The sequence below is a fragment of the Ruegeria sp. CF5 genome (assembly GCF_056537325.1).
This window is the reverse complement of the sequence record NZ_JBQFRI010000002.1, coordinates 317,590-340,676: the sequence shown is the minus strand read 5'-3', so window position 1 is coordinate 340,676 and position 23,087 is coordinate 317,590. Positions and strand designations below refer to the sequence as shown.

Annotated in this window: 27 protein-coding genes; 20 read left to right on the top strand and 7 right to left on the bottom strand. The window is 61.2% G+C overall.

From position 1 onward, the window contains the following. The first annotated feature begins 76 nt into the window (after positions 1 to 76). The gene (locus ACR0NW_RS07895) at positions 77 to 1,447 is read left to right on the top strand and encodes a DNA-packaging protein (RefSeq protein WP_480449898.1); all 1,371 of its coding nucleotides are present in this window, start codon (positions 77 to 79) and stop codon (positions 1,445 to 1,447) included. An 89-nt stretch (positions 1,448 to 1,536) separates the two neighbouring features. Here the strand turns inward: ACR0NW_RS07895 and ACR0NW_RS07890 are convergent, their stop codons facing one another. Continuing rightward, the gene (locus ACR0NW_RS07890; RefSeq protein WP_480449897.1) at positions 1,537 to 2,226 is read right to left on the bottom strand and encodes a hypothetical protein; all 690 of its coding nucleotides are present in this window, start codon (positions 2,224 to 2,226) and stop codon (positions 1,537 to 1,539) included. A gap of 266 nt (positions 2,227 to 2,492) precedes the next feature. Here ACR0NW_RS07890 and ACR0NW_RS07885 point away from each other — a divergent pair, with 266 nt between their 5' ends. From ACR0NW_RS07885 to ACR0NW_RS07810, 16 genes are all read left to right on the top strand, one after another. Continuing rightward, the gene (locus ACR0NW_RS07885; protein ID WP_480449896.1) at positions 2,493 to 3,656 is read left to right on the top strand and encodes a phage portal protein; all 1,164 of its coding nucleotides are present in this window, start codon (positions 2,493 to 2,495) and stop codon (positions 3,654 to 3,656) included. After that, a complete protein-coding gene (locus ACR0NW_RS07880) occupies positions 3,649 to 3,867 on the top strand; it encodes a GTA head formation protein, RCAP_rcc01685 family (protein ID WP_170572321.1) in 219 nt (72 codons plus the stop codon). Before ACR0NW_RS07885 ends, ACR0NW_RS07880 begins: the two co-directional genes overlap by 8 nt. Before the next feature lie 26 nt (positions 3,868 to 3,893). Then, positions 3,894 to 4,439 (top strand): HK97 family phage prohead protease, encoded by a 546-nt coding sequence (locus ACR0NW_RS07875; protein WP_480449895.1) that lies wholly within the window; start codon positions 3,894 to 3,896, stop codon positions 4,437 to 4,439. A 34-nt stretch (positions 4,440 to 4,473) separates the two neighbouring features. Continuing rightward, the gene (locus ACR0NW_RS07870; RefSeq protein WP_170651919.1) at positions 4,474 to 5,652 is read left to right on the top strand and encodes a phage major capsid protein; all 1,179 of its coding nucleotides are present in this window, start codon (positions 4,474 to 4,476) and stop codon (positions 5,650 to 5,652) included. Between the two features lie 172 nt (positions 5,653 to 5,824). Continuing rightward, positions 5,825 to 6,424 (top strand): head-tail connector protein, encoded by a 600-nt coding sequence (locus tag ACR0NW_RS07865; RefSeq protein ID WP_480449894.1) that lies wholly within the window; start codon positions 5,825 to 5,827, stop codon positions 6,422 to 6,424. Then, positions 6,421 to 6,759, top strand: a complete 339-nt coding sequence (locus ACR0NW_RS07860; protein WP_480449893.1) for a phage head closure protein — start codon at positions 6,421 to 6,423, stop codon at positions 6,757 to 6,759. Before ACR0NW_RS07865 ends, ACR0NW_RS07860 begins: the two co-directional genes overlap by 4 nt. Further along, the gene (locus ACR0NW_RS07855; protein WP_480449892.1) at positions 6,756 to 7,169 is read left to right on the top strand and encodes a DUF3168 domain-containing protein; all 414 of its coding nucleotides are present in this window, start codon (positions 6,756 to 6,758) and stop codon (positions 7,167 to 7,169) included. Before ACR0NW_RS07860 ends, ACR0NW_RS07855 begins: the two co-directional genes overlap by 4 nt. A 20-nt stretch (positions 7,170 to 7,189) precedes the next feature. Continuing rightward, the gene (locus ACR0NW_RS07850) at positions 7,190 to 7,603 is read left to right on the top strand and encodes a phage major tail protein, TP901-1 family (RefSeq protein WP_170651927.1); all 414 of its coding nucleotides are present in this window, start codon (positions 7,190 to 7,192) and stop codon (positions 7,601 to 7,603) included. After that, positions 7,603 to 7,923: a gene transfer agent family protein gene (locus ACR0NW_RS07845; protein WP_480449891.1), complete on the top strand. Its 321-nt coding sequence runs from the start codon at positions 7,603 to 7,605 to the stop codon at positions 7,921 to 7,923. Before ACR0NW_RS07850 ends, ACR0NW_RS07845 begins: the two co-directional genes overlap by 1 nt. Further along, positions 7,920 to 8,129, top strand: a complete 210-nt coding sequence (locus ACR0NW_RS07840) for a rcc01693 family protein (RefSeq protein WP_480449890.1) — start codon at positions 7,920 to 7,922, stop codon at positions 8,127 to 8,129. Before ACR0NW_RS07845 ends, ACR0NW_RS07840 begins: the two co-directional genes overlap by 4 nt. Beyond that, positions 8,116 to 8,778: a phage tail tape measure protein gene (locus ACR0NW_RS07835; protein ID WP_480449889.1), complete on the top strand. Its 663-nt coding sequence runs from the start codon at positions 8,116 to 8,118 to the stop codon at positions 8,776 to 8,778. Before ACR0NW_RS07840 ends, ACR0NW_RS07835 begins: the two co-directional genes overlap by 14 nt. A 15-nt stretch (positions 8,779 to 8,793) precedes the next feature. Then, positions 8,794 to 9,426, top strand: coding sequence for a phage distal tail protein, Rcc01695 family (locus tag ACR0NW_RS07830; protein WP_480449888.1), 633 nt, complete (start codon positions 8,794 to 8,796; stop codon positions 9,424 to 9,426). Then, on the top strand, positions 9,426 to 10,313 hold the full coding sequence (locus ACR0NW_RS07825) for a DUF2163 domain-containing protein (protein ID WP_480449887.1): 888 nt from the start codon (positions 9,426 to 9,428) through the stop codon (positions 10,311 to 10,313). Before ACR0NW_RS07830 ends, ACR0NW_RS07825 begins: the two co-directional genes overlap by 1 nt. Beyond that, entirely contained in the window at positions 10,310 to 10,756 is a 447-nt protein-coding gene (locus ACR0NW_RS07820; RefSeq protein WP_480449886.1) for an NlpC/P60 family protein, read from the top strand. Before ACR0NW_RS07825 ends, ACR0NW_RS07820 begins: the two co-directional genes overlap by 4 nt. Further along, on the top strand, positions 10,756 to 14,739 hold the full coding sequence (locus ACR0NW_RS07815; RefSeq protein ID WP_480449885.1) for a baseplate multidomain protein megatron: 3,984 nt from the start codon (positions 10,756 to 10,758) through the stop codon (positions 14,737 to 14,739). The genes ACR0NW_RS07820 and ACR0NW_RS07815 overlap by 1 nt, the downstream gene beginning before the upstream one ends. A gap of 7 nt (positions 14,740 to 14,746) precedes the next feature. Further along, positions 14,747 to 15,043 (top strand): DUF7742 family protein, encoded by a 297-nt coding sequence (locus tag ACR0NW_RS07810; protein WP_480449884.1) that lies wholly within the window; start codon positions 14,747 to 14,749, stop codon positions 15,041 to 15,043. On the opposite strand, the gene ACR0NW_RS07805 is transcribed toward ACR0NW_RS07810, so the two are convergent. Next, a complete protein-coding gene (locus ACR0NW_RS07805) occupies positions 15,024 to 15,362 on the bottom strand; it encodes a TraR/DksA family transcriptional regulator (RefSeq protein ID WP_480449883.1) in 339 nt (112 codons plus the stop codon). The two genes, ACR0NW_RS07810 and ACR0NW_RS07805, sit on opposite strands and share 20 nt — an antisense overlap. 85 nt (positions 15,363 to 15,447) lie before the next feature. Between ACR0NW_RS07805 and cysE the strand changes: the two genes are divergently transcribed. Then, positions 15,448 to 16,257 carry a serine O-acetyltransferase gene (gene cysE / locus ACR0NW_RS07800; protein ID WP_480449882.1) on the top strand — a complete coding sequence of 270 codons (810 nt, stop codon included), beginning with the start codon at positions 15,448 to 15,450 and terminating at the stop codon, positions 16,255 to 16,257. Positions 16,258 to 16,323: 66 nt separating this feature from the next. Here the strand turns inward: cysE and ACR0NW_RS07795 are convergent, their stop codons facing one another. The 5 genes from ACR0NW_RS07795 to ACR0NW_RS07775 form a co-directional block, all read right to left on the bottom strand. Further along, a complete protein-coding gene (locus ACR0NW_RS07795; protein ID WP_480449881.1) occupies positions 16,324 to 17,631 on the bottom strand; it encodes a pyruvate dehydrogenase complex dihydrolipoamide acetyltransferase in 1,308 nt (435 codons plus the stop codon). Between the two features lie 14 nt (positions 17,632 to 17,645). Continuing rightward, a complete protein-coding gene (locus ACR0NW_RS07790) occupies positions 17,646 to 19,019 on the bottom strand; it encodes a pyruvate dehydrogenase complex E1 component subunit beta (RefSeq protein WP_480449880.1) in 1,374 nt (457 codons plus the stop codon). 15 nt (positions 19,020 to 19,034) lie between these two features. Then, a complete protein-coding gene (pdhA, locus tag ACR0NW_RS07785) occupies positions 19,035 to 20,024 on the bottom strand; it encodes a pyruvate dehydrogenase (acetyl-transferring) E1 component subunit alpha (RefSeq protein WP_480449879.1) in 990 nt (329 codons plus the stop codon). Between the two features lie 217 nt (positions 20,025 to 20,241). Beyond that, positions 20,242 to 20,541, bottom strand: a complete 300-nt coding sequence (locus ACR0NW_RS07780) for a septum formation initiator family protein (protein WP_170651955.1) — start codon at positions 20,539 to 20,541, stop codon at positions 20,242 to 20,244. Between the two features lie 170 nt (positions 20,542 to 20,711). Then, positions 20,712 to 21,902, bottom strand: a complete 1,191-nt coding sequence (locus ACR0NW_RS07775) for a phosphoglycerate kinase (RefSeq protein ID WP_480449878.1) — start codon at positions 21,900 to 21,902, stop codon at positions 20,712 to 20,714. A 134-nt stretch (positions 21,903 to 22,036) separates the two neighbouring features. Here ACR0NW_RS07775 and ACR0NW_RS07770 point away from each other — a divergent pair, with 134 nt between their 5' ends. Together ACR0NW_RS07770 and ACR0NW_RS07765 are read left to right on the top strand one after the other, a co-directional pair. Then, positions 22,037 to 22,543, top strand: a complete 507-nt coding sequence (locus ACR0NW_RS07770) for a peptidylprolyl isomerase (protein ID WP_480449877.1) — start codon at positions 22,037 to 22,039, stop codon at positions 22,541 to 22,543. Further along, positions 22,536 to 23,081: a peptidylprolyl isomerase gene (locus tag ACR0NW_RS07765; protein ID WP_170651960.1), complete on the top strand. Its 546-nt coding sequence runs from the start codon at positions 22,536 to 22,538 to the stop codon at positions 23,079 to 23,081. Before ACR0NW_RS07770 ends, ACR0NW_RS07765 begins: the two co-directional genes overlap by 8 nt. Positions 23,082 to 23,087: the final 6 nt, after the last annotated feature.

Here is a 23,087-nt window from a genome sequence, read left to right as displayed (position 1 = left end):
ATCCGAAGTTGTCAGAAAGTGGAGACAAGCCTTGTCGAACAACATCACAGACAGATCGGAATCGCCCAGGGGGGCTATGCACTCGATCTTGAACGCGCCCGGTCTGAGATCGGGTGCAGACTGGCTCGCCTCCGCCGATGCTGCGGTGCGGGACCGATTTCTGAGTGAGATCGGGGAGGGGGGGCTGTGTGCCCTCCCTTTCCTGTTCGAGTTCTGGGCGCTGCCGCACCAGTTGCCGCCCGAGGGGGATTGGCGAGCCTGGGTGATCATGGGCGGGCGCGGCGCGGGCAAGACGCGGGCCGGGGCCGAATGGGTGCGATCGATGGTCGAGGGGGCAAAGCCGCTAGACCGAGGAGAGGCCAGCCGGGTGGCATTGGTCGGAGAGACCTTTGATCAGGTGCGCGACGTGATGATCTTTGGTGATAGCGGGATATTGCGGTGTTCTCCGCCGGATCGGCGCCCGGTGTGGAAAGCCTCCGAGCGAAAACTTGTCTGGCCCAACGGGGCCGAGGCGCAGGCGTTTTCGGCGCATGATCCCGAGGGGTTGCGGGGGCCGCAGTTCGATGCGGCATGGGTGGATGAACTGGCCAAGTGGAAAAAGGCCGGAGAGACATGGGATATGCTGCAGTTTGCCCTTCGGTTGGGAGAGCGACCGCGGGCCTGTGTGACGACCACACCGCGAAATGTGAAGGTTCTGAAGGCGTTGCTGGCGTCTCCGTCTACGGTCCAGACCCATGCGCCGACCGAGGCGAACCGGGCCAATTTGGCGGAGTCTTTTCTGGACGAGGTGCGCGCGCGGTATGCAGGCACACGGCTGGGACGGCAGGAGTTGGACGGGGTGCTTCTGTCTGACGCTGAGGGGGCGCTGTGGACGGGCTCGATGCTGGAGTCGGGGCGGGTTGACCGGGTGCCGGATCTGGACCGTATCGTGGTGGCACTGGACCCGGCGGTGACGGCAGGATCAGACGCGGATGCCTGCGGGATCGTGGTGGTCGGTGCGCAACTGCAGGGGCCGCCTGAGGAGTGGCGGGCGTTCGTGCTGGCCGACCGGACGGTGCAGGGCGTTGGCCCGGCGGGCTGGGCGCAGGCGGCGATTGACGCGATGGATGAGTTCGGGGCCGAGCGGCTGGTGGCCGAGGTCAATCAGGGCGGACAACTGGTTGAGGAGGTCGTGCGGCAGGTGGACCCTCTGGTCCCGTTCCGGGCGGTGCGTGCGTCACGTGGCAAGGTCGCGCGGGCAGAGCCGGTTGCGGCCCTGTACGAGCAGGGGCGGGTGGCGCATGTGGCGGGGCTGGACGCGCTGGAGGAGCAGATGTGCCAAATGACAGCGCGCGGGTTCGAGGGACAGGGCTCGCCCGACCGGGTCGACGCGCTGGTCTGGGCGCTGCATGAGTTGGTTGTGGGGCCTGCCGGGGCGTATCGGCGACCGAGGGTGCGGGTGTTGTGAGAGATTTTTCTGCAATCTGACAAACCGAACAACTGTTTTGAGCCCAGAGAAGTATGGGAATGTACCGCATGCCGATGTCTATATTGGAACTATTTGGAGATTTTTACTCGCTTAACTCGTACATCTCGGGAAACCATTTCGTAGCGAAACGGGTATTGAGAATATACGCCGTGCTTGAAAAAGTACTTTTCAGGCTGAAATGCACCGGCACTCTTGGAAAATTCATAGCGTCCAGTCGCTTGGACTCTATCATCTAGCCAAATAGTTGCGTCGAAATTTCCTTTTCCATCAAAAATTACCAGCACTTTTACTTCCCGCTCTTTACCATCCAGCACGAAGCGATCAGGAGATTTTGCGGTCGAAAGCCTTCCACGAATACAAGACTCTCCCGGCCCCGTTTTTACGTCACTAATGAGCGCCAAGTGTCCTGACTTTGTGACATCGATTTTGAGCGGCGGTGCGCACCCACGCCTGCCGTCGTGAATTTGAAACAGGCCAAATTTCTGGCCCTTTTCGCCTGTCATGGATACGCGGCTAGCAAAGAGGTATGCTCCCTGATGCTTTGCTGAAACCTTGTCGGTGTAAATTTCCGCGCGCTGTGTGAAAACGCCACCGGGACAATGGTTGCTGCTGGTCCTGAACGTCCACGTTCGGCCTTTTTTTGTGATTGAGCCTTTGTCCACACCACAAGAAATGCGCCACTGGTCCAGCGGATTTGCATCTACAGAAGAAGCGAAGAGGCCATATGAAAGGGCCATGATCAAAGCAAATCGAAACATCAAACCTCCGGACAAAGAAATTTGTTTGAAGCGAACATACCACAATGAGAGTTTCTATCCAAAATACCCCCCCCTTGATGTTGATGCTGTCGAGGTCAGCTCTGTCCACAAAGCAACCAGTTGAATTCGTAGCTGGATTGGATCGCGGCAAGGGGTCGAGATTGCTGTTGCGCACCGCCCGTACGCACTGTTCCCAAGCCCTAAACTTCTTTCCCTCATAACTCCTTTCAACAAGCCGGGCAGAGCGGCGGCAGAAAGGAGCACAGATGGTATTCGATTTCTTGCGTCGTGGATCGGCTGGGGAAGCGCCGGAGGCAAAGGCGAGCGCTGCGGGGCCGGTGGTCGCGTGGCAGACGGGTGGTCGCGTGGCATGGAGCCCTCGGGATGCGGTGTCGCTGACGCGGACGGGGTTTTCGGGGAACCCGGTGGGGTTTCGCTCGGTCAAACTGATTGCCGAGGCGGCGGCGGCTTTGCCCTTGGTCCTGCAGGATCAGGCGCAGCGCTATGATGTGCACCCGATCCTGAGCTTGATGCGGCGTCCGAATGCGGCGCAGGGGCGGGCTGAACTGATGGAGGCCTTGTTCGGGCAGTTGCTGTTGTCAGGCAACGCTTACGTCGAGGCGGTACAAGCCGAGGAGGGCTTGCCGGTTGAGCTGCATGTTCTGCGCTCGGACCGGATGAGCGTGGTGCCGGGGGCGGATGGCTGGCCCAGGGCGTATGATTATACGGCGGGGGGAAAGACGCACCGGTTCGCGACGGAAAATATCTGTCATATCAAATCGTTCCACCCGCAGGACGACCATTACGGGTTCTCGCCGATGCAGGCGGCGGCGATGGCGATTGATGTGCATAACAGCGCGTCTCGCTGGTCGAAATCGTTGTTGGACAATGCAGCGCGGCCTTCGGGGGCGCTGGTTTGGAAGGGCGGTGATGGCCATGGGGTGATGGCCGAGGATCAGTTCCGCCGCCTGTCCGACGAGATCGAGCAGAACTATCGCGGGGCGCGGAATGCCGGACGGCCGATGGTTCTGGAAGGGGGACTGGATTGGAAGCCGATGGGCTTTTCGCCGTCCGACATGGAGTTTCAGAAGACCAAGGAAGCCGCCGCCCGCGAGATCGCGCTGGCCTTTGGGGTCCCGCCGATGCTGCTGGGAATTCAGGGCGACGCGACTTATTCGAACTATCAGGAGGCCAACCGGGCGTTTTATCGCCTGACCGTTTTGCCCCTGGTGACGCGGGTGGCGGCGGCGGTGTCGGAGTGGTTGTCAGCCTTTACCGGCGAGGAGTTGGTGCTGAAACCCGATCTGGATCAGGTGCCAGCGCTGTCGGCAGAACGCGATGCGCAATGGGCGCGGGTCAGCGGGGCCGAGTTCCTGACGGATGCGGAAAAGCGGGCGCTGCTGGGGCTGCCGGAGCGCGCCGATGGCTGAGGGGTATCCGCCGTTCGACTGCGCGCCGGGCCTGCGTCTGGCCGCGCATGAGCGGGTGGCCGAGATCCAGCATGCGCATCTTTGTCGGCGGCTGGATCAGATCGAGGACATGATGGAGCGGCTTGAGCGGCGGTTGTGGCTGACGGTCTACGGTGTGGCGGCGGTAATTCTGGCGCAGGCGTTTCAGTCGTTTCTGGTGGTAACGCCATGAGTTCAGCGAGTTACATGGAGAAGTTGATGGATTTGGAACACAAGTTCGCGCGGTTTGGAGACGGGTTGTCGGTAACCGAAGATGCCGTGATCGAAGGGTATGCCAGCCTGTTCGGTCAAGTGGATCAGGGCAGCGACGTGGTACAGAACGGGGCCTATCGTGCTTCGCTGGCGGGGCTGGAGAAGGCAGGCCAGCGGGTCAAGATGCTGTGGCAGCACGACCCGGCGCAGCCGATCGGCGTGTGGGACGAGGTGCGTGAGGACGACAAGGGCCTATGGGTCAAAGGGCGTCTGCTGGAGGCGACGCAAAAGGGCCGTGAGGCAGCGGAGCTGATCCGGGCCGGGGCCATCGACGGGTTGTCGATTGGCTATCGCACAAAACGGGCCGTGACGAATGACAAGGGCCAACGGGTCCTGACCGAACTGGAGCTGTGGGAGGTGTCGCTGGTGACCTTCCCGATGCTTCCCAGTGCGCGGGTGGCGGCAAAGGGGACGGACCCCGAGGCCGAGAACACCTGGCGCAGTATTGCCGAGGTGTTTGATCACGCCCGGCAGGAGCTGGCGCGGACCTAGCGCGCCTCAATCCCACCCAAACAAGGAAGTGCTGATGAGCAAGACCGAGATTCCGGCCTTGACCGGAGAGGGTGCGCCCCTGGTTCAGGAGGTGAAGCAGGCGATGGCTGGCTTCGTGAATGAATTCAAGGGCCTGAAGGCTGAAGTTAAAACCAAACTGCAACAGACAGAAGAGCGACTGACCATGCTGGATCGTAAATCAACTATCGCGGCACGCCCGCATCTTGCGGCCTCGGGCACCGAAGGCGCACCGCACCAAAAGGCCTTTGATGCCTATGTGCGTTCGGGTGACGATGACGGGCTGCGCGGCCTTGAGATGGAGGCCAAATCGCTGTCCAGTGCTGTCAACAGCGATGGCGGCTATCTGGTCGATCCGCAGACTGCCGAGATCATTAAGTCGGTGCTGAAATCCACTGCCTCGATCCGTTCGATTGCGTCGGTGGTGAATGTAGAAGCGAACTCGTTTGACGTGCTGATCGACCATACCGACGTGGGCGCTGGCTGGGCGGATGAGACCTCAGCCGCGACCGAGACGGCGACGCCGTCGATTGACCGGATTTCCATCGCGCTGCACGAGCTGAGCGCGCTGCCCAAAGCGTCGCAACGCCTGCTGGATGACAGTGCCTTTGACGTCGAGGGTTGGCTGGCCGGTCGCATCGCGGACAAGTTCGCCCGTGCCGAGGCTGCGGCGTTCATCTCGGGTGACGGTGCCGACAAGCCGAAGGGTATTCTGGATCACGCCAAGGTCGACAATGATGTCTGGGCGTGGGGCAATCTTGGCTATGTGCCGACAGGAATTGACGGCGGTGTCGATGCGGATGCGATTGTCGATGTGGTCTATGCGCTGGGCGCGCAGTACCGCGTCAATGGCACCTTCGTGATGAACTCGAAAACCGCCGGTGTGATCCGCAAGTTGAAAGACAGCGATGGCCGCTTCCTGTGGTCGGATGGTCTGGCTGCGGGTGAGCCTGCGCGTCTGATGGGTTATCCGGTGCTGATCGCCGAGGATATGCCGGACGCGGGCAGCGACAGCTTCTCGATTGCGTTCGGTGACTTCCAGGCCGGTTATACCATCGCCGAGCGCCCCGATCTGCGCGTGCTGCGCGATCCGTTCAGCGCCAAGCCGCATGTCCTGTTCTACGCGACCAAACGCGTGGGCGGCGACGTCAGCGACTTTGCTGCAATCAAGCTGGTGAAATTCGGCACCGCCTAAGCGGTGACGGATCCGGGGGGCTTTGCGCCCCTCGGGCGGCGGGCGCGGGCCGGGGTGAGATCCCCTGCGTTGTCTAGCTGCTCCCCTCCGTCCGAGCAACGTGGGGCGGCGCGTGCCCGTCATTTTCCAAGGATGCGGCCCCCGGAGGGGTCCGAGATTGCGGAGAGAATGGATGATGTTGATCGAAGAAACCGCCATCGCGGATGCGGCGCTGCCGGTGGATCAGTTTAAGGCGCATCTGCGGCTGGGCACGGGGTTTGCCGAAGGCGATGTGCAGGACGAAGTGCTAAAGGGATTCCTGCGCGCGGCGATTGCAGCGATTGAGGCGCGCACCGGCAAAATACTGATCGGGCGCAATTTTTCGTGGAGCCTGAACAGCTGGCGCGATCACGCGGGTGAGGTGTTGCCGGTGGCTCCTGTAACTGCGGTTGACGCGGTAATGGTTACGGATGCTGCGGGTGCCGAGACTGCGGTGGCAGCGGATGCCTACAGGTTGGAACGGGATTTGCAGCGGCCCCGGTTGCGCCCTGCAGGTTCAGGATTGCCGATGATCGCCACGGGCGGGTCAGTGAAGATCACAATTACGGCCGGGATGGCGCCTGATTGGGGTGGGTTGCCTGCCGATCTGGGGCAGGCGGTGCTGTTGCTGGCGGCGCATTATTACGAATACCGCGACGAAACGGCGTTGAGTGACGGGTGCATGCCATTTGGCGTGACCAGCCTGATCCAGCGCTATCGGATGGTGCGGTTCGGTGCCGGGGTGGCGCAATGAAGACGCCCAGGTTGAACAGGAAACTGGTGCTGGAGGCACCGGTGCGCGCAGCCGACGGGTCCGGTGGGTACACCGAGAGCTGGCAGGCGTTGGGCACCCATTGGGCCGAGGTTACCGCGCGCAGCGGGGCTGAGCGGCAGGTTGCCGGGGTACCGGTGTCACGGGTCAGCTATCGCATCGTTGTGCGGGGTGCGCCCGAGGGGTCGGCCATGCGGCCCGCGCCGGATCAGCGGTTTCGCGAAGGCGACCGCCGCTTTGTTATCCGCGCGGTCGCTGAACGCGATGGGCGTGGCCAGTACCTGACCTGTTTCGCGGATGAGGAGGTGGCGGCATGAGCTATGGCGTATCGGCTGCTTTGCAGACAGCGGTGTTTCAGCAGCTTTCGGGGGATGCGCAGGTCGGCACCCTGTCAGGTGGCGCGATCTATGACGCGGTGCCCGCCGGATCGCTGCCGCAGACTTATGTGACGCTTGGGCCGGAGGAGGTGCGAGAGGCCTCGGACCGGTCGGGCGGTGGCGCGGTGCATCGGTTCACGGTGTCAGTGGTTTCCGGGGCTGCCGGTTTCGGCGCGGCCAAGACGCTGGCCGGGGCGGTGTGTGATGCGTTGGAGGGTGCATCACTGACGCTCGACCGGGGTCGCCTGGTAGGGCTGTGGTTTGAACGCGCCTCGGCCCGGCGCACGGGAACCGGCGGCGCGATCCGCCAGATCGATCTGAGATTCCGCGCCCGCGTGGAAGACAACTAAGCAATCATTGGAGAGAGCATATGGGTGCCCAGAACGGTAAAGACCTACTGGTCAAAGTGGACATGAACGGCACGGGTCTGTTCGAGACCATCGCGGGACTGCGTGCCACGCGGATCAGTTTCAACGCAGAAAGCGTGGATGTGACCAGCCTGGAAAGTCAGGGCGGCTGGCGTGAGTTGTTGTCGGGGGCGGGGGTCAAGTCGGCCTCGATCTCGGGTTCGGGTGTGTTCCGGGATGAGGGAACCGACGAACGCGCGCGGCAGCTGTTCTTTGACAGCGAAACCCCGGCATTTCAGGTGATCATCCCCGATTTCGGCATCGTCGAGGGGCCGTTTCAGGTGACCGGCATCGAATATGCGGGCTCGCACAATGGCGAGGCGACCTATGAGATGAGCATGGCGAGCGCCGGTGCGCTGAGCTTTACGGCACTCTGATGGCCAATCCGTGGACGGGCGAGGTGGCGCTGACCATCGACGGAGAGCAGCGGGTGCTCAAGCTGACCCTGGGTGCTTTGGCGGAACTGGAGCAGGAGCTGGGCGCGGGGTCACTGGTGGAGCTGGTGCAGCGGTTCGAGGGCGGGGTTTACTCCAGCGGTGATGTGCTGGCGCTGATCGTGGCCGGGTTGCGGGGCGGCGGGGCGGATGTCACCCGCGCCGATCTGCTGAGCGCCGGGATTGAGGGTGGCCCCATGGCGGGCGCGCGGGCAGCGGCTGAACTGCTGGCGCGGGCCTTCATGGTGCCGGAACGGGCATGAGCGGGTTCGACTGGCCAGCCCTGATGCGGGCCGGGTTGGTCGGCTTGCGTCTGGCTCCGGATCAGTTCTGGCGTCTGACCCCGGCCGAGCTGCGGCTGATGCTTGGGCAGGGCGCGGGGATGCCGGCGATGAACCGGGCCGGGCTGGATGCGCTGCTGGCGGCTTATCCGGACAAGGAACAAGGAGAGCGTGATGACGGAGCGTGACGGTTTTGACGACCTGCAGGAACGTGGCGAGGCGCTGGGATATGCGCTGGGCGATGCGGCGACGATGGCGGCGGCCTTTGACACCCAGATGAAGCGGGTTCGGTCAGCCTTTGCCGAGACAGGCAAGGATGCGGCCACATTGGAGCGCGGCATGTCCAGCGGTCTGCGCAAGGCATTCGACGGCGTGGTGCTGGATGGCATGGGCCTGTCGGACGCGCTGGATGTGCTGAAGAACTCGATGATTCAGACCGCCTATGCGGCCGCGATCAAGCCGGTGACGGATCATTTCGGCGGGATGCTGGCCAATACGGTTGGCGGTCTGGTTCAGGGCATTCTGCCTTTTGCGGATGGCGGCAGTTTTGCGCAGGGCCGGGTGATGCCGTTTGCCAATGGCGGCGTGGTCAGCGGCCCCACCACCTTTCCGATGCGCGGCGGTGTCGGCCTGATGGGCGAAGCGGGCCCAGAAGCGATCATGCCGCTGGCGCGCGGACCGGATGGCAAGCTGGGGGTGCGGAACTCGGGGGCGGGGCGCGCCGTCAACGTGGTGATGAACATCACAACCCCTGACGTCCAGGGGTTTCGCCGCAGTCAGGGACAGATCGCAGCACAGATGAGCCGGGCGCTGGGGCGCGGCAATCGCAACAGGTAATTCGGGGAGCAAGGCATGAACTTTCACGAGGTGAGGTTTCCGGCCAATCTGAGCTTTGGCTCGGTTGGGGGACCGGAACGGCGGACGGATATCGTGACGCTGGCCAATGGTTTCGAAGAACGCAACACCCCCTGGGCGCATTCGCGGCGACGTTACGACGCCGGGGTCGGGATGCGCTCGCTTGACGATGTCGAGGCGCTGATTTCGTTCTTTGAGGCCCGGCAGGGACAGATGTTCGGATTTCGCTGGAAAGACTGGTCGGATTTCAAATCGGGCGCGGCCACGGCGGATGTATCGATGCAGGATCAGGTGATCGGCAGAGGGGACGGCACGCAGACCTCCTTTCAGCTGCGCAAATCCTACGCCTCGGGCGGGTTCAGCTATGAGCGGCCCATCGTCAAACCGGTTCTCGGCACCGTGCGGGTCGGACTTGACCAGGACGAGCAGAAAGAGGGCGTGGATTTTAACGTCGATTTGACGACCGGCGTGATCACCTTGTTCAACCCTCCTGCCGAGGATGTGCAGATCACAGCCGGGTTCGAGTTCGACGTGCCGGTGCGCTTTGATACCGACAAGATCCAGACCAGTGTCGCCAGCTTTCAGGCAGGCGATGTGCCGAATGTACCGGTGGTGGAGGTGCGGGTCTGATGGAGTTGAAGAAAAACGCCCTTTACGCACATGTCAAAACCGGCCTGACCACGCTGTGCCGGTGCTGGTCCATCACCCGGAAGGATGGGGTGGTGCACGGCTTTACCGATCACGATCTGGAGCTGAGCTTTGCCGGGGTCACGTTCAAGGCCAATACCGGGTTGACGGCCTCGGCCGTTGAGCAGGCGACCGGGTTGTCGATTGACAATGCCGAGGCGATGGGCGCGATCTCTGACGCTGCGGTGCGTGAAGAGGATATCGAAGCCGGCAGGTTCGATGCAGCCGAAGTGCGTGCGTGGCTGGTGAACTGGGCCGATACCAGTCAGCGTATTCTGCAGTTCCGGGGATCAATCGGTGAATTGCGGCGCGGTGGTGGTGCCTTTCATGCCGAGCTTCGCGGGCTGACTGATCTGCTGAACCGCCCGTTGGGGCGCGTGTATCAAAAGCCTTGTACAGCTGTGCTTGGCGACGAGAACTGCCAAATCAACATCTCGGACCCAAAGTTTTCGGGCAAGGCCGAAATCCTTCAGGTGGCAGAAGGTGGCATTTTCCGGTTTGGGGGCATGGGCCGTTTTCAGAGCGGCTGGTTCAAACGGGGACGGCTGGAGATCATCTCGGGCAGCGCCAAGGGGCTGTGGGGGACGATCAAGCATGACAGGCTGCGCAAGGGCGTGCGGACCGTGGAACTGTGGCAGTCGATAGGCGGCGGCGTCGCTGTCGGTGATCAGGCACGGCTGATTGCCGGATGCGACAAGCGGATGCCGACTTGTCGAACAAAATTCGAAAACATTTTGAATTTTCAGGGTTTTCCGGACCTGCCCAGCGAGGATTGGGTGATGGCGGTGCCCAAGAAGGGCCAGCCCAACAACGGGGGAAGCAGGCGGTGACAATTACACGGCAGAATATAGTCGATGAGGCGCGGAGCTGGCTTGGAACCCCCTATGTGCATCAGGCGTCGGTCAAGGGGGCCGGAACGGATTGTCTGGGCCTGCTGCGCGGCGTCTGGCGGGAGCTGGTCGGGCACGAGCCCGAGGCGGTTCCGATTTACAGCACGGACTGGTCCGAGCCGCAGGGCGAAGAGCGGTTGTGGGATGCAGCCCGTCGCCATCTGGTCGAGAAACCCGGCCCTGATCTGGAGGCTGGCGATGTGCTGCTGTTCCGGATGCGCGATGTGGCCGTGGCCAAACATCTGGGGATCGTCAGCGCAACGGGTGAAGCTCCGCGTTTCATTCATGCCTATTCCGGGCATGGCGTTGTCGAAAACTCGCTGAGTGAGCCGTGGCGCCGCCGGGTGGTGGCGCGTTTCGAATTTCCCGAGGGGGTAAGCTGATGGCGACAATCATTCTATCGGCGGCGGGTGCCGCACTCGGTGGGTCAATCGGTGGAACGGTGGCCGGGTTGTCAACCGCGGTCATTGGCCGGGCGGTCGGAGCAACCGTTGGCCGCCTGATCGACCAGCGGATGATGAGCCAGAAAGTGATGGGCGGCGGCAGCGAGGTTGTCGAAACCGGCCGTCTGGACCGGTTCCGTCTAACAGAAACGGGCGAAGGCGCGCCAATGGCCACGGTTTTCGGGCGGATGCGGGTCGGTGGACAGGTGATCTGGGCCTCGGAATTTCTGGAAACGCGGACCACGACGACTGCGTCTCAGACCACAGGCGGTGGTGGGGGTAAGGGAACGCCAAAGCAGCCCGAGGTTACGACGACAACCACCACGCACAATTACAGTTATTCGGTCTCGCTGGCGATTGCGGTGGGAACGGGCGAAATCGCGGATATCCCCAGAATCTGGGCGGATGGCGAGGAACTGGCCCATGAAGATCTGAACATGCGGATATATCACGGGACGAAGGGCCAGTTGCCCGACCCGCTGATCGAAGCGACCGAGGGTGTCGGCAAGGTGCCTGCCTATCGCGGGACGGCGTATGTGGTGATCGAAGATCTGGCGCTGGGCCGTTTCGGCAATCGCGTTCCCCAGTTCTCGTTCGAAGTGGTCCGGCAAGAGCAAAAGGGCATGCCCGGCTACGGGGACAGGTTGGCCAGTATTATCAAGGGTGTGGCCTTGATGCCCGGCACGGGTGAATACACGCTGGCGCGTGATCAGATGAACTATACCAAAGGCAAGGGGCGGTCCTGGGCGGCCAATATGAACTCTCCGTCGGGCCTGTCGGATCTGGTGGCATCAACACGCGCCCTGCGACGCGAATTGCCGGGATGCGAGGCGGCCTCGCTGATCGTGTCATGGTTCGGCAGCGACTTGCGGTGCAACGCGTGCCAGATACGGCCCAAGGTCGTGCGGGGCGACGTCGAGGGGGACACGATGCCGTGGCAGGTCGCCGGTCAGACCCGGTCTGCTGCGCAAAAGGTCAAACTGGTCGATGAGCGTCCGGTTTATGGTGGCACGCCCGCCGATGGCTCGGTTGTTCAGGCTATTCAGCACCTCAGGAGTCAGGGCAAGCGTGTCATGTTCTATCCGTTTATCCTGATGGATCAGCTTACGGACAACGGTTTGGCCGACCCGTGGTCGGATGCCGAACACCAGCCGCACCTGCCGTGGCGCGGGCGCATCACGCTGAGCAAAGCACCGGGCCGCGAAGGATCGCCCGACAAGACGGCTGCGGCGGATACGCAGGTGGCCAAGTTTTTTGGAACGGCGAAAGCGTCGGATTTTGTGATCGGCGATGGTGAAGTGACATATCACGGGCCACATGAATGGGGGCTGCGACGGTTCATTCTGCACTATGCAGCACTGTGTGCGGCGGCTGGGGGTGTCAATTCGTTCTGCATCGGGTCCGAGATGCGGGCTTTGACCCAAATTCGGGGCGCATCGGGGTTTCCTGCGGTTGCGCAACTTAGATCTTTGGCAGCTGAAGTGCGGGCTTTGCTGGGGCCGAACACCAAGATCGGGTATGCGGCGGACTGGTCCGAGTATTTCGGGTATCAGCCTGACGATGGCAGCGGCGACAGGTATTTCCATCTGGATCCGTTGTGGGCGGACGAGAACATAGATTTTGTCGGGATCGACAATTACATGCCGCTGTCCGACTGGCGGGATGGCGACGATCATCTGGATGCCGCTGCCGGGGCACGATCGATCTATGATCTGAAATATCTGCAAAGCAATATCGAGGGTGGCGAAGGATACGACTGGTATTATCGGGGGTCGGATCAGTCCGATGCGCAAATTCGCACACCCATCGAGGATGCCGATCACGGGGAGCCCTGGGTCTGGCGTTACAAGGATCTGCGCAACTGGTGGTCGAAACCGCATCACGAGCGGATAAACGGCGTCCGGCAGCCCAACCGGACAGCATGGAAGCCGAAATCGAAACCGATCTGGTTCACCGAACTGGGATGTGCTGCCATCGACAAAGGGACGAACCAGCCGAACAAGTTCATTGATCCCAAGTCCTCGGAATCGAAGTATCCCAAATACTCCAATGGCTTGCGCGACGATCTTATGCAGGTTCAATACCTGAGGGCCGTTTTGGGATATTGGAATGCACCCGGAAAGAACCCGATGTCCGACGTCTATGGCAGGCGCATGATCGACCTGACCAACGCCTATGTCTGGGCGTGGGATGCGCGGCCCTATCCGACATTTCCCAATTTGCGTGGGTTGTGGAGCGATGGTGCCAATTATGCCCGTGGCCATTGGCTGAACGGGCGGTCCGGGTCGCGGACCTTGGCATCGGTCGTGGCGGAAATCTGTTATGCGTCAGGTGTTACGCAGATCGATGTTTCCGGGTTGTGGGGCATCGTCCGGGGCTATGTGATCGAGGACGTGACCGACGCGCGCTCGGCCTTGCAGCCTTTGATGTTGCGCTACGGGTTCGATGCGATTGAGCGGGATGGCGCGTTGAGATTCCGGATGCGCGACGGAAGAAACGCCGTCGACATCGCGCCGGAAGAGTTTGCAATCAATTCGGAAATCGACGGCGACGTCGAACATGTGCGCGAGGCCGAAGCGCAGATGACCGGGCGCGTGAGGCTGCGCTTTGTCCAGTCGGATGCGGATCATGACGTGATCGCCGAAGAGGTGGTTCTGCCGGATACCGAAACCCATGCCGTCGCGGTCAACGAAATGCCGTTGTCCATGACACGCAGCGAAGGCCGGCAAACCGTGGAAAGGTGGCTCAGCGAGGCGCGCGTCTCGCGCGAGACGGCGCGGTTTGCCTTGCCGCCTTCAAAGATGGAACTGGGTGCGGGTGACGTTGTTCGCCTTCCGGAAACCAGAGCAGGAGAGCAGGGCGGGCTGTACCGGATCGACCGGATTGAGCAGGCCGAAATGCAGCTGGCTGAAGCGGTCAGAATTCAGCCCGGTGTCTATCTGACCTCGGACCTGCCTGAAGATGAGGTCGCGGCCAAGGCCTTTGTGGCGCCCACGCCGGTCTTGCCGGTATTTCTGGATCTGCCGCTGATCACGGGTAACGAAGTGCCCTATGCCCCATATCTGGCGGTGGCAGCCAATCCGTGGCCGGGCAACGTTGCCGTCTATGCATCGTCAAACGACGAAGACTATGCGCTGCGCGAGGTCATCGCCAGCCAGGCCGTGATCGGGTTTACGGAAACGCCCCTGATCCGGGCAACACCCGGGCTTTGGGATGAAGGGGCCGCGCTGCGGGTCAATCTGATTGACGGGGTGTTGGAATCCCGCCCGCGCCCGACCCTGCTGAACGGTGCCAATCTGGCGGCCATCGGTGACGGCAGCACCGGAAACTGGGAGGTTTTTCAGTTCAGCAACGCGATGTTGCAAGGGAAGGGAATTTACGAGCTGTCAGGTCGGTTGCGCGGACAATTGGGCACGGATGCGATGATGCCGAATGTCTGGCCCGTCGGGTCGATGTTCGTGTTGCTGGATGACAGGGTGTATCAGACCGGATTGTTGCGTTCGGAACGCCGTGTGGCCAAGAACTATCGTATTGGACCGGCAAGGCGCGGATACAACAACCGGTCGTATACCCATCTGGTCGAGGCGTTCGAGGGCAATGGCCTGAGGCCCTATTCCCCGGCACATCTGTCTGCGCGGCTTACGGGCGGTGGTACCCGGTTCTCGTGGATACGGCGTACCCGTGTTGACGGGGACGACTGGGCCGGGCTGGACGTGCCATTGGGTGAAGAAAGCGAATCCTACATTCTGCGTATCCGCAAGAACGGTGAAGTTCGGCGAGAGATCGTCATCGGAGACCGCAACTGGTTGTACAGCTTGTCCAAACAGGCCGAAGATGGGATTTCCGGCGACTATGTGGTTGAAGTTGCACAGGTCTCGGCCACTTACGGGCCGGGTGCGTTCGCAAAACTGACGGTGAAGTAACCGGACCATGCGACCGGTTCTTCATGGGGATATCAGCGCGGCGGCGCGGGCATTGTTGTCCGTGCCGCCCGCAGAGCGCGAGGGCCTGTGTTTCCGCCTGTTGCGGCAGGCCGAGATCGCCGACCGATTTGTGGCGCGATACGGTAAGCTGCATCCGCGGTTCGGAAACGGGTCACTGATGGCGGTAGCGAGGTTGCGGAACCTGCCGGACGAGCCGAATTTCGACGACCTGCAATACTGCAGTTGCTTTGAAACCGTCCTGAGGTGTCTGATCCGGCACAGGGTCAGCCAGAGGCGCAGCTGACGCATTTGCTGGCCGCAAGATCCAGTTTCAGGCGCCCATGCGGAATCTCTTCGCCACAGTCGTCACAATAGCCGAATTCGCCTTCTTCAATGCGCTGAAGCGCGGCGTGCAAGCGGCTGGCCTCAACGTCGCGGCGGGCCTGTTGTGCCTTGGCCATGGCCTGATTCTGCAGGGCGTCCATCCGGCTGAGACGGCCAACGGCCTGCTGATCAAGCTGAACGACGGCATGTGCGTCCAGCCCGGCGTTGGAATTTTGTTCCAATTCAGCCAGCTGTCTGTGGATCAGGGTTTCGAATTCTCTCAGATCTTTCTCATTCATTTCTGTTGTGACGCATATCAAGGGTTTGCGTTTGGCCTTTTTGCCCCTAGATGGCTATTCTAGGCGCAGCAAAGGACCAAAAGCCATGATTGAAACGCGCAGAAATCTGACACCTGTCGATCCGGTTTGGGATCGCATCACGACAGAAGCACATGCGGCTGTTGAGCAGGAACCGCTGATGGGCGGGCTGGTTCACGCCTGTATCCTGCATCACAAGAGCCTTGAGCGGGCGTTGTCGTATCGGATTGCGGCCAAGCTGTGTTCGAACGAGATGTCGATGATGGTGCTGCGCGAAATCGTGGACGAAGCCTATGCGGACGATCATCGCGTCATTGATGCGGCGCGGGCCGATCTGATGGCGGTGTACGAGCGCGACCCGGCCTGCCACCGCTTGCTGCAACCGATTCTGTACTTCAAGGGATATCAGGCGATGCAGGCCTATCGCGTGGCCAATTGGCTGTGGCGCAAAGGGCGGCACGATCTGGCCTATTTCTTTCAGATGCGGTCATCGGAGATTTTCGGCATCGACATTCATCCGGCTGCGAAGATTGGCCAGGGGATCATGATCGATCATGCCCATTCCATCGTTATCGGTGAGACCGCAGTTGTGGGCAACAATGTCTCGATGCTGCATTCGGTGACGCTGGGTGGAACCGGCAAGGAAGAGGAAGATCGCCATCCCAAGATTGGTGACGGTGTTCTGATCGGTGCCGGTGCAAAGGTGCTGGGCAACATACAGGTTGGGAATTGCAGCCGGATCGCCGCCGGTTCCGTGGTGCTGCAGGAGGTTCCTCCCTGCAAGACGGTGGCAGGAATTCCGGCTAAGATCGTGGGCGAGGCCGGATGCGATCAGCCCGCAATCTCAATGGATCACATGCTGGGCAAGGACCAGTAACGTTCCTGGAAAAGAAAAAGCCGCCTCGGTGAAAGAGGCGGCTTTTTTTGTTGTATGCGTGCAGGCTCAGGCCAGCATGACCATGGGATTTTCCAGATTGTCCACAATGGCCTGAAGCAGCTGGGCCCCAAGCGCCCCGTCAATGACCCGGTGATCGACCGACATGGTAACCGACATTACGGTTGCGACAGTCAGTTCACCATCGTCCCCGACAACCGGTTTCTTCGCACCCGTACCGACGGCCAGAATTCCGGCATGGGGCGGGTTCACGATTGCATCGAAATTGTCGATGCCGAACATGCCGAGGTTGGAAACCGCAAAGGTGCCCCCCTGATATTCATGCGGGGCAAGCTTGCGTTCGCGTGCGCGGGCGGCAAGGTCCTTCATCTCGGTCGAGAGGGCTGACAGTGATTTGGTGTCAGCATCCTGCAGGACCGGGGTGAACAAACCGCCTTCGATGGCGACCGCAACGGCGACGTCCGAAGGTTTCAGTTGCAGTACTCGGTCGCCAGCCCAGACGGCGTTGCATTCGGGAACCTGTTGCAGCGCGTTGGCGACGGCCTTGATGATGAAATCATTGACGCTGAGCTTTACACCGCGCGCTTCCAGCTGCTTGTTCAACTGGCTGCGGAATTTCAGCAGGGCGTCCAGCTTGATCTCGCGACGCAGGTAGAAATGCGGGATCGTTTGCTTGGCTTCGCTCAGGCGTGCGGCAATGGTCTTGCGCATACCGTCGAGCTTGATCTCTTCGTACTCGCGGTCTTCGTACATGCGGGCGACCATGTCTGCCGAAGGACCGGCCGGAGCGGCTGCCGGTGCGGGCGCTGCCGCAGCAGCTGCCGGTGCAGCAGCCGGGGCCGGAGCGGTGGCTGTTGCACCTTCGACGTCGGCCTTGACGATGCGGCCATGCGGGCCGGAGCCTTTGATCTGCGCCAGATCGAGACCTTTCTGGGCCGCGATGCGTCGGGCAAGCGGCGAGGCGAAGACACGGCCACCGGCTGTAGTGGTCGGAGCTGCCGGGGCAGGGGCGGGTGCCTCGGACGCTGCTGGCGCGGCGGCCTCATTACCCGCAGCGGCTGGGGCCGCCTCGGGGGCTTTGGCCGGTGCCGCCGTGATATCATCGGCGCTTTCGCCATCTTCCAGCAGAACCGCGATGGCGGTGTTGACCTTGACCCCCTCGGTGCCCTCGGGGATCAGGATTTTGCCGATTGTACCTTCGTCAACGGCCTCGAACTCCATCGTGGCCTTGTCGGTTTCGATCTCGGCCAGCAGGTCACCGGAGGAGACGGTGTCGCCCTCTTTGACCAGCCATTTGGCAAGGGTGCCTTCCTCCATCGTCGGGGAAAGGGCGGGCATCAGAATTTCGGTGGGCATCTGTCTGTCGCTCCTTACCGGTAGGTCACTTGTTTGACGGCGGCGATCACCTCATCGGTGGTGATCAGGGCCAGCTTTTCCAGGTTCGCGGCGTAAGGCATCGGAACATCTTTACCGGTGCAGTTGATGACCGGCGCGTCGAGGTAATCGAACGCCTCCTGCATGACCACGGAACTGATGTAGCTGCCGACGGAACCCTGTGGCCAGCCTTCTTCGACGGTTACCAGGCGATTGGTTTTCATCACCGAGTTGATGATCGCGCCGGTGTCCATCGGGCGGATGGTGCGCAGGTCGATCACCTCGGCGCTGATGCCTTCCTCGGCCAGTTTGTCGGCAGCTTCCAACGCGAACTGCATGCCGATGCCAAAGCTGACGATGGTCACGTCCGAACCTTCGCGCCAGATGCGGGCCTTGCCCAGCGGGACGGTCAGGTCGTCCACCTGCGGCACGTCAAAGGAGCGGCCGTATAGGATTTCGTTTTCCAGAAAGACCACCGGGTTGGGGTCGCGGATCGCCGATTTCAGAAGACCTTTGGCGTCAGCCGCCGAATAGGGCATGACAACCTTGAGGCCCGGGACCTGCATGTACCACGCGGCGTAGTCCTGGCTGTGCTGGGCAGCCACACGCGCGGCGGCACCGTTGGGGCCGCGGAACACGATGGGACAGCCCATCTGACCGCCGGACATATAGAGCGTCTTGGCGGCAGAGTTGATGATCTGGTCAATCGCCTGCATGGCGAAGTTGAAGGTCATGAACTCGACAATCGGTTTCAGACCGCCAAAGGCGGACCCAACCGCGATACCGGCAAAGCCATGTTCGGTGATCGGGGTGTCGATCACGCGTTTGCTTCCGAACTCGTCCAGCAAACCTTGCGAGATCTTGTAGGCGCCCTGATATTCGGCGACTTCCTCGCCCATCAGATAGACGTCTTCGTCACCGCGCATTTCCTCGGCCATGGCATCGCGCAGGGATTCACGGACCGTTTGCGATTTCATCTCGGCGTCTGCTGGCCAGTCAGGCGAGTGGTCAACGACCGGTGCAGCGGGTGCTGCTGCGGCAGGAGCGGGCGCCGGGGCCGCCGCAGGGTCGGCGTCTGCCACCGCTTCGGCTGCGGGCGCAGCCGAGGGCAGGGCGGATGCGTCTTCGCCTTCTTCGACGAGGATCGCGATGGGGGTGTTCACTTTGACCCCTTCGGTGCCTTCAGCGATCAAGATTTTGCCAACGATGCCTTCGTCGACGGCCTCGAATTCCATCGTGGCCTTGTCGGTTTCTATCTCGGCCATGATGTCGCCGGACGACACGGTGTCGCCTTCCTTGACCAGCCATTTGGCCAATGTGCCTTCTTCCATCGTGGGCGAAAGGGCGGGCATGAGAATTTCGGTTGCCATGTCTTATTCGTCCTCTCAGGCGTAGATATCGGTCCAGAGCTCGTCTAGCGACGGCTCGGGGCTTTCTTTCGAGAATTCGGCGGCCTGATTGACGATCTCTTTGATTTCCTTATCGATCGCCTTCAGATCATCCTCGGTCGCGTGTTTGCCGGACAGCAGCAGTTCGCGCACATGTTCGATCGGGTCGCTTTGTTCGCGCACCTTCTGAACCTCTTCGCGGGTGCGGTACTTGGCCGGGTCGGACATCGAGTGGCCGCGATAGCGGTAAGTCTTGACCTCAAGGATATACGGCCCCTTGCCAGCGCGGCAGTGGGCAACGGCCTTTTCGCTGGCCTCTTTCACGGCCAGAACATCCATGCCGTTGACGATTTCGCCGGGGATGCCGAATGCCTCGCCGCGGTGATAGATGTCTTTGGTCGAGGTCGAGCGCGCCTGAGCGGTGCCCATGGCGTATTGGTTGTTCTCGATCACGAAGATAACCGGCAGGTCCCACAGGGCGGCCATGTTGAAGGTCTCATAGACCTGACCCTGGTTCGCGGCGCCGTCACCGAAATAGGTAAACGTCACGCGACCGTTGCCTTTGTACTTGTCCGCGAAGGCGAGACCGGCGCCCAGAGGAACCTGTGCACCAACGATGCCGTGGCCACCGTAGAAGTGTTTCTCTTTCGAGAACATGTGCATTGAGCCGCCTTTGCCTTTGGACAGCCCGCCCTCGCGCCCGGTCAGTTCGGCCATCACGCCGCCCGGGTCCATACCACAGGCCAGCATATGGCCGTGATCGCGGTACGAGGTGATGCGCTTGTCACCTTCTTCGGCCGCAGCCTCGAGGCCGACCACAACGGCCTCCTGTCCGATATAAAGGTGGCAGAAACCGCCGATCAGGCCCATGCCATACAGCTGGCCAGCCTTTTCCTCGAATCGGCGGATCAGCAGCATTTCGCGGTAGTAGTGTTTCAGCTCATCCGCTGAAACGTTTGGTTTCTTTGTGGTTTTTCGCGCGGCCATCGTGGCGATCTCCCCCTTACGGCAAGATAGTTTAGCGTTAAACTATCTCATAAAGCATTTCGCGGCGTCTGGCGAGGGGAAATGTGACGCAGCGTCGTCCGGGGCGGCGGGTTGCTTGCTGCGGTTAATAAAAGACCTGAAAAAACGACACCCAGATGAACTTAGCGCCTAAGACACATTGGTGATCTGGTGAGGGTTAGCCAGTTCGTGAAACGCTTTAGCGAATGACGATTTCGTCTGCACGGATCAGGCCCAGAACCGAGCGCGCCTGCTGGTCCAGCAGGTCGAGGTCAAGGTAGGTGTCTGACAGGCGGCGGGTGAGGTTTTCTGTCCTTGCGATTTCTGCATCCAGCCGCGCAAGGTCGCGTGACAGGGCGTCCCGTTCCGCAGCGATCTCGACCCGACGGAACAGGCCATAGTCGCCCTGCACGGCAGCGAAGGTGAAATAAACACCCAGCATGAATGCCACTGCAAAGAACAACGCTGCGCCCAAACCGGGCCGATGGGAACGGGACACTCTGTTTACCGCCGTATGAAGTCTGCCTCAATAACGTGCCCTTTTCGGGCATCTGTCAGCACTATGTCACAGGTGATTCGGGTTGTGAATCCCCGAAATCGCAAAAAGATGTCAAATGATTCGAAATAGATAGTTCAGGCCCCCCGGGCAGGGCGCCTGTTTGTTCGGAGTTATTGTTCCAGCGCGGCGACGCCGGGCAATGTCTTACCTTCCATCCATTCCAGAAATGCACCGCCAGCGGTGGAGATGTAGGAAAAATCGCCTGCCGCACCCGACGCGTTGAGGGCCGCAACTGTATCGCCACCACCGGCAACCGATATCAGCTTGCCCGCACGGGTCAGCGCCGCGGCCTTGAGTGCTGCGGCGTTTGTTGCTGCGTCGAACGGCTCAAGCTCGAACGCGCCCAACGGACCATTCCAGATCAGGGTCTGGCTTTGCTCAAAAATCTCGACGATTGCGTCGATGCTGTCAGGGCCTGCATCCAGGATCAGCCCTTCTTCGGGGCACTGATCGGCGGGCAGAACCTGATGCGGCGCGTGGGATTCGAACTTTTCGGCAACCACGATGTCGCTGGGCAGGATGATCTTGCATCCCGATGCCTCGGCCTTGGCCAGAATCTCGGCGGCGGTGTCTTTCATGATGCGTTCGGCCAGAGACTTGCCCACATTCAGCCCCTTGGCAACGAGGAAGGTGTTGGCCATGCCGCCACCGATCACAAGGTAATCCACCCTTTCGATCAGGTTGCCCAGCAATTCCAGCTTGGTGGAAACCTTGGCGCCGCCAACAACCGCTGTGACGGGGCGATTGGGAGCACCAAGCGCGCTTTCCAACGCTTCCAGTTCGGCCTGCATCAAACGGCCTGCGCAGGCAGGCAGAAGCCGCGCGATGGCCTCGGTCGAGCTGTGGGCCCGGTGCGCGGCGGAAAAGGCATCGTTGCAATAGACATCGCCAAGCCGGGCCATGCCAGCGGCTAGGTCGGGATCGTTCTTGGTTTCGGCAGCGTGGAAGCGGGTGTTTTCCAGGAGCAATACCTCGCCCGGCTGCAATTCTCCGGCAGCCAGTTCCGCTGCCGTACCGACGCAATCGGCGGCAAACAGAACCTTGGTTTCGAACGCGCGTTCCAGGGTCGGGATCAGCTGGTTCAGCGACAGGTTTTCACGGCGCTCGCCGCCGGGGCGGCCGAAATGCGCCAGCAGGATCGGCTTACCACCCGCTGCGATGATGTCGCGCACGGTGGGGATGATGCGGCGGATACGGGTCGAGTCGGTCACCACGCCGTCCACGATCGGCACATTGATATCCACGCGTACAAGCACGCGCTTGCCGTTCAGGTCCATGTCGTCCAGTGTTTTCCAGCCCATCGCGTTCACTCCGCCGCTTGCATCAGATTTGGGCGGTTCTTTTCCTGCATTTTGCCCTCAGGTCAATGCGTCACTTGGCATTCGCGCGCCCGGCGCATAGGTATTTGCGCAATACCAAACGACAGGAGGGCCAGATGGCCGAGATCAAGGATCCCGAAAACACAATCATCATCGAACTGAAGGACGGCAATGTCGTCATCGAATTGCTGCCCGATGTTGCCCCTCAGCACAGCGAGCGCATGAAGCAACTGGCGCGCGCAGGTGAATATGACAACGTGGCCTTTCACCGGGTGATCGACGGCTTTATGGCACAGACCGGCGATGTGCAGCACGGTGATATGGAAGACGGGTTCAACCTGCGCATGGCGGGAACCGGCGGGTCGTCGCTGCCGAACGTTCCGGCCGAATTCTCGAAACTGCCGCATGACCGGGGCACGCTGGGCGCTGCGCGTTCGCAGAACCCGAACTCGGCCAATTCGCAGTTCTTCATCAATTTCAAGGACAACCACTTCCTGAACGGGCAATACACCGTTTATGGCCGTGTGATTGACGGGATGGAGCATGTGGATGCCATCGTGCGCGGCGAGCCACCTGCAAGTCCCGACCGCATGATCAGTGTCAAGGTGGCCGCAGATGCGTAAACTGGCTGCCGTATTTGCCCTGATGGCCAGCCCTGCGCTGGCGACAGGTTTGCAGATCGAGGTTGAGGGTGAGGCGAATGGCACAATCACCATCGACCTGTTCGACGATGTAGCGCCCAAGCACGTGGAGCAGATCACTGCGCTGGCCAGCGAAGGCCTGTATGACGGTGTCGTGTTTCATCGCGTGATCGACGGGTTTATGGCCCAGACCGGCGACGTGGAACATGGCAAGCTGGGCAGTGACATGGGCCGCGCGGGAACCGGCGGTTCGGACCGCCCGGACCTGCCTGCCGAGTTTTCGGATATCACCTATGATCGTGGTGTCGTCGGCATGGCGCGTTCGCAGAACCCCAACAGTGCCAATTCGCAGTTCTTTATCATGTTCGCTCCTGGCCCGTTCCTTGATGGCCAATATACGGTCGTTGGCAAGGTCACGGACGGCATGGACGTGGTTGACGCAATCAAGCGCGGCACTGGTCAGAACGGGGCCGTGGTCGGTCAACCTGACGTGATGAAAAAGGTCACTGTGACCGAATGAATCCTG

Excerpts from the sequence above, each read along its gene's own strand:
- ACR0NW_RS07895 (WP_480449898.1), top strand. The coding sequence starts at position 77 with ATGCACTCGATCTTGAACGCGCCCGGTCTGAGATCGGGTGCAGACTGG.
- ACR0NW_RS07890 (WP_480449897.1), bottom strand. The coding sequence starts at position 2,226 with ATGTTTCGATTTGCTTTGATCATGGCCCTTTCATATGGCCTCTTCGCT.
- ACR0NW_RS07885 (WP_480449896.1), top strand. The coding sequence starts at position 2,493 with ATGGTATTCGATTTCTTGCGTCGTGGATCGGCTGGGGAAGCGCCGGAG.
- ACR0NW_RS07880 (WP_170572321.1), top strand. The coding sequence starts at position 3,649 with ATGGCTGAGGGGTATCCGCCGTTCGACTGCGCGCCGGGCCTGCGTCTG.
- ACR0NW_RS07875 (WP_480449895.1), top strand. The coding sequence starts at position 3,894 with ATGGATTTGGAACACAAGTTCGCGCGGTTTGGAGACGGGTTGTCGGTA.
- ACR0NW_RS07870 (WP_170651919.1), top strand. The coding sequence starts at position 4,474 with ATGAGCAAGACCGAGATTCCGGCCTTGACCGGAGAGGGTGCGCCCCTG.
- ACR0NW_RS07865 (WP_480449894.1), top strand. The coding sequence starts at position 5,825 with ATGATGTTGATCGAAGAAACCGCCATCGCGGATGCGGCGCTGCCGGTG.
- ACR0NW_RS07860 (WP_480449893.1), top strand. The coding sequence starts at position 6,421 with ATGAAGACGCCCAGGTTGAACAGGAAACTGGTGCTGGAGGCACCGGTG.
- ACR0NW_RS07855 (WP_480449892.1), top strand. The coding sequence starts at position 6,756 with ATGAGCTATGGCGTATCGGCTGCTTTGCAGACAGCGGTGTTTCAGCAG.
- ACR0NW_RS07850 (WP_170651927.1), top strand. The coding sequence starts at position 7,190 with ATGGGTGCCCAGAACGGTAAAGACCTACTGGTCAAAGTGGACATGAAC.
- ACR0NW_RS07845 (WP_480449891.1), top strand. The coding sequence starts at position 7,603 with ATGGCCAATCCGTGGACGGGCGAGGTGGCGCTGACCATCGACGGAGAG.
- ACR0NW_RS07840 (WP_480449890.1), top strand. The coding sequence starts at position 7,920 with ATGAGCGGGTTCGACTGGCCAGCCCTGATGCGGGCCGGGTTGGTCGGC.
- ACR0NW_RS07835 (WP_480449889.1), top strand. The coding sequence starts at position 8,116 with ATGACGGAGCGTGACGGTTTTGACGACCTGCAGGAACGTGGCGAGGCG.
- ACR0NW_RS07830 (WP_480449888.1), top strand. The coding sequence starts at position 8,794 with ATGAACTTTCACGAGGTGAGGTTTCCGGCCAATCTGAGCTTTGGCTCG.
- ACR0NW_RS07825 (WP_480449887.1), top strand. The coding sequence starts at position 9,426 with ATGGAGTTGAAGAAAAACGCCCTTTACGCACATGTCAAAACCGGCCTG.
- ACR0NW_RS07815 (WP_480449885.1), top strand. The coding sequence starts at position 10,756 with ATGGCGACAATCATTCTATCGGCGGCGGGTGCCGCACTCGGTGGGTCA.
- ACR0NW_RS07810 (WP_480449884.1), top strand. The coding sequence starts at position 14,747 with ATGCGACCGGTTCTTCATGGGGATATCAGCGCGGCGGCGCGGGCATTG.
- ACR0NW_RS07805 (WP_480449883.1), bottom strand. The coding sequence starts at position 15,362 with ATGAATGAGAAAGATCTGAGAGAATTCGAAACCCTGATCCACAGACAG.
- cysE (WP_480449882.1), top strand. The coding sequence starts at position 15,448 with ATGATTGAAACGCGCAGAAATCTGACACCTGTCGATCCGGTTTGGGAT.
- ACR0NW_RS07795 (WP_480449881.1), bottom strand. The coding sequence starts at position 17,631 with ATGCCCACCGAAATTCTGATGCCCGCCCTTTCCCCGACGATGGAGGAA.
- ACR0NW_RS07790 (WP_480449880.1), bottom strand. The coding sequence starts at position 19,019 with ATGGCAACCGAAATTCTCATGCCCGCCCTTTCGCCCACGATGGAAGAA.
- pdhA (WP_480449879.1), bottom strand. The coding sequence starts at position 20,024 with ATGGCCGCGCGAAAAACCACAAAGAAACCAAACGTTTCAGCGGATGAG.
- ACR0NW_RS07775 (WP_480449878.1), bottom strand. The coding sequence starts at position 21,902 with ATGGGCTGGAAAACACTGGACGACATGGACCTGAACGGCAAGCGCGTG.
- ACR0NW_RS07770 (WP_480449877.1), top strand. The coding sequence starts at position 22,037 with ATGGCCGAGATCAAGGATCCCGAAAACACAATCATCATCGAACTGAAG.
- ACR0NW_RS07765 (WP_170651960.1), top strand. The coding sequence starts at position 22,536 with ATGCGTAAACTGGCTGCCGTATTTGCCCTGATGGCCAGCCCTGCGCTG.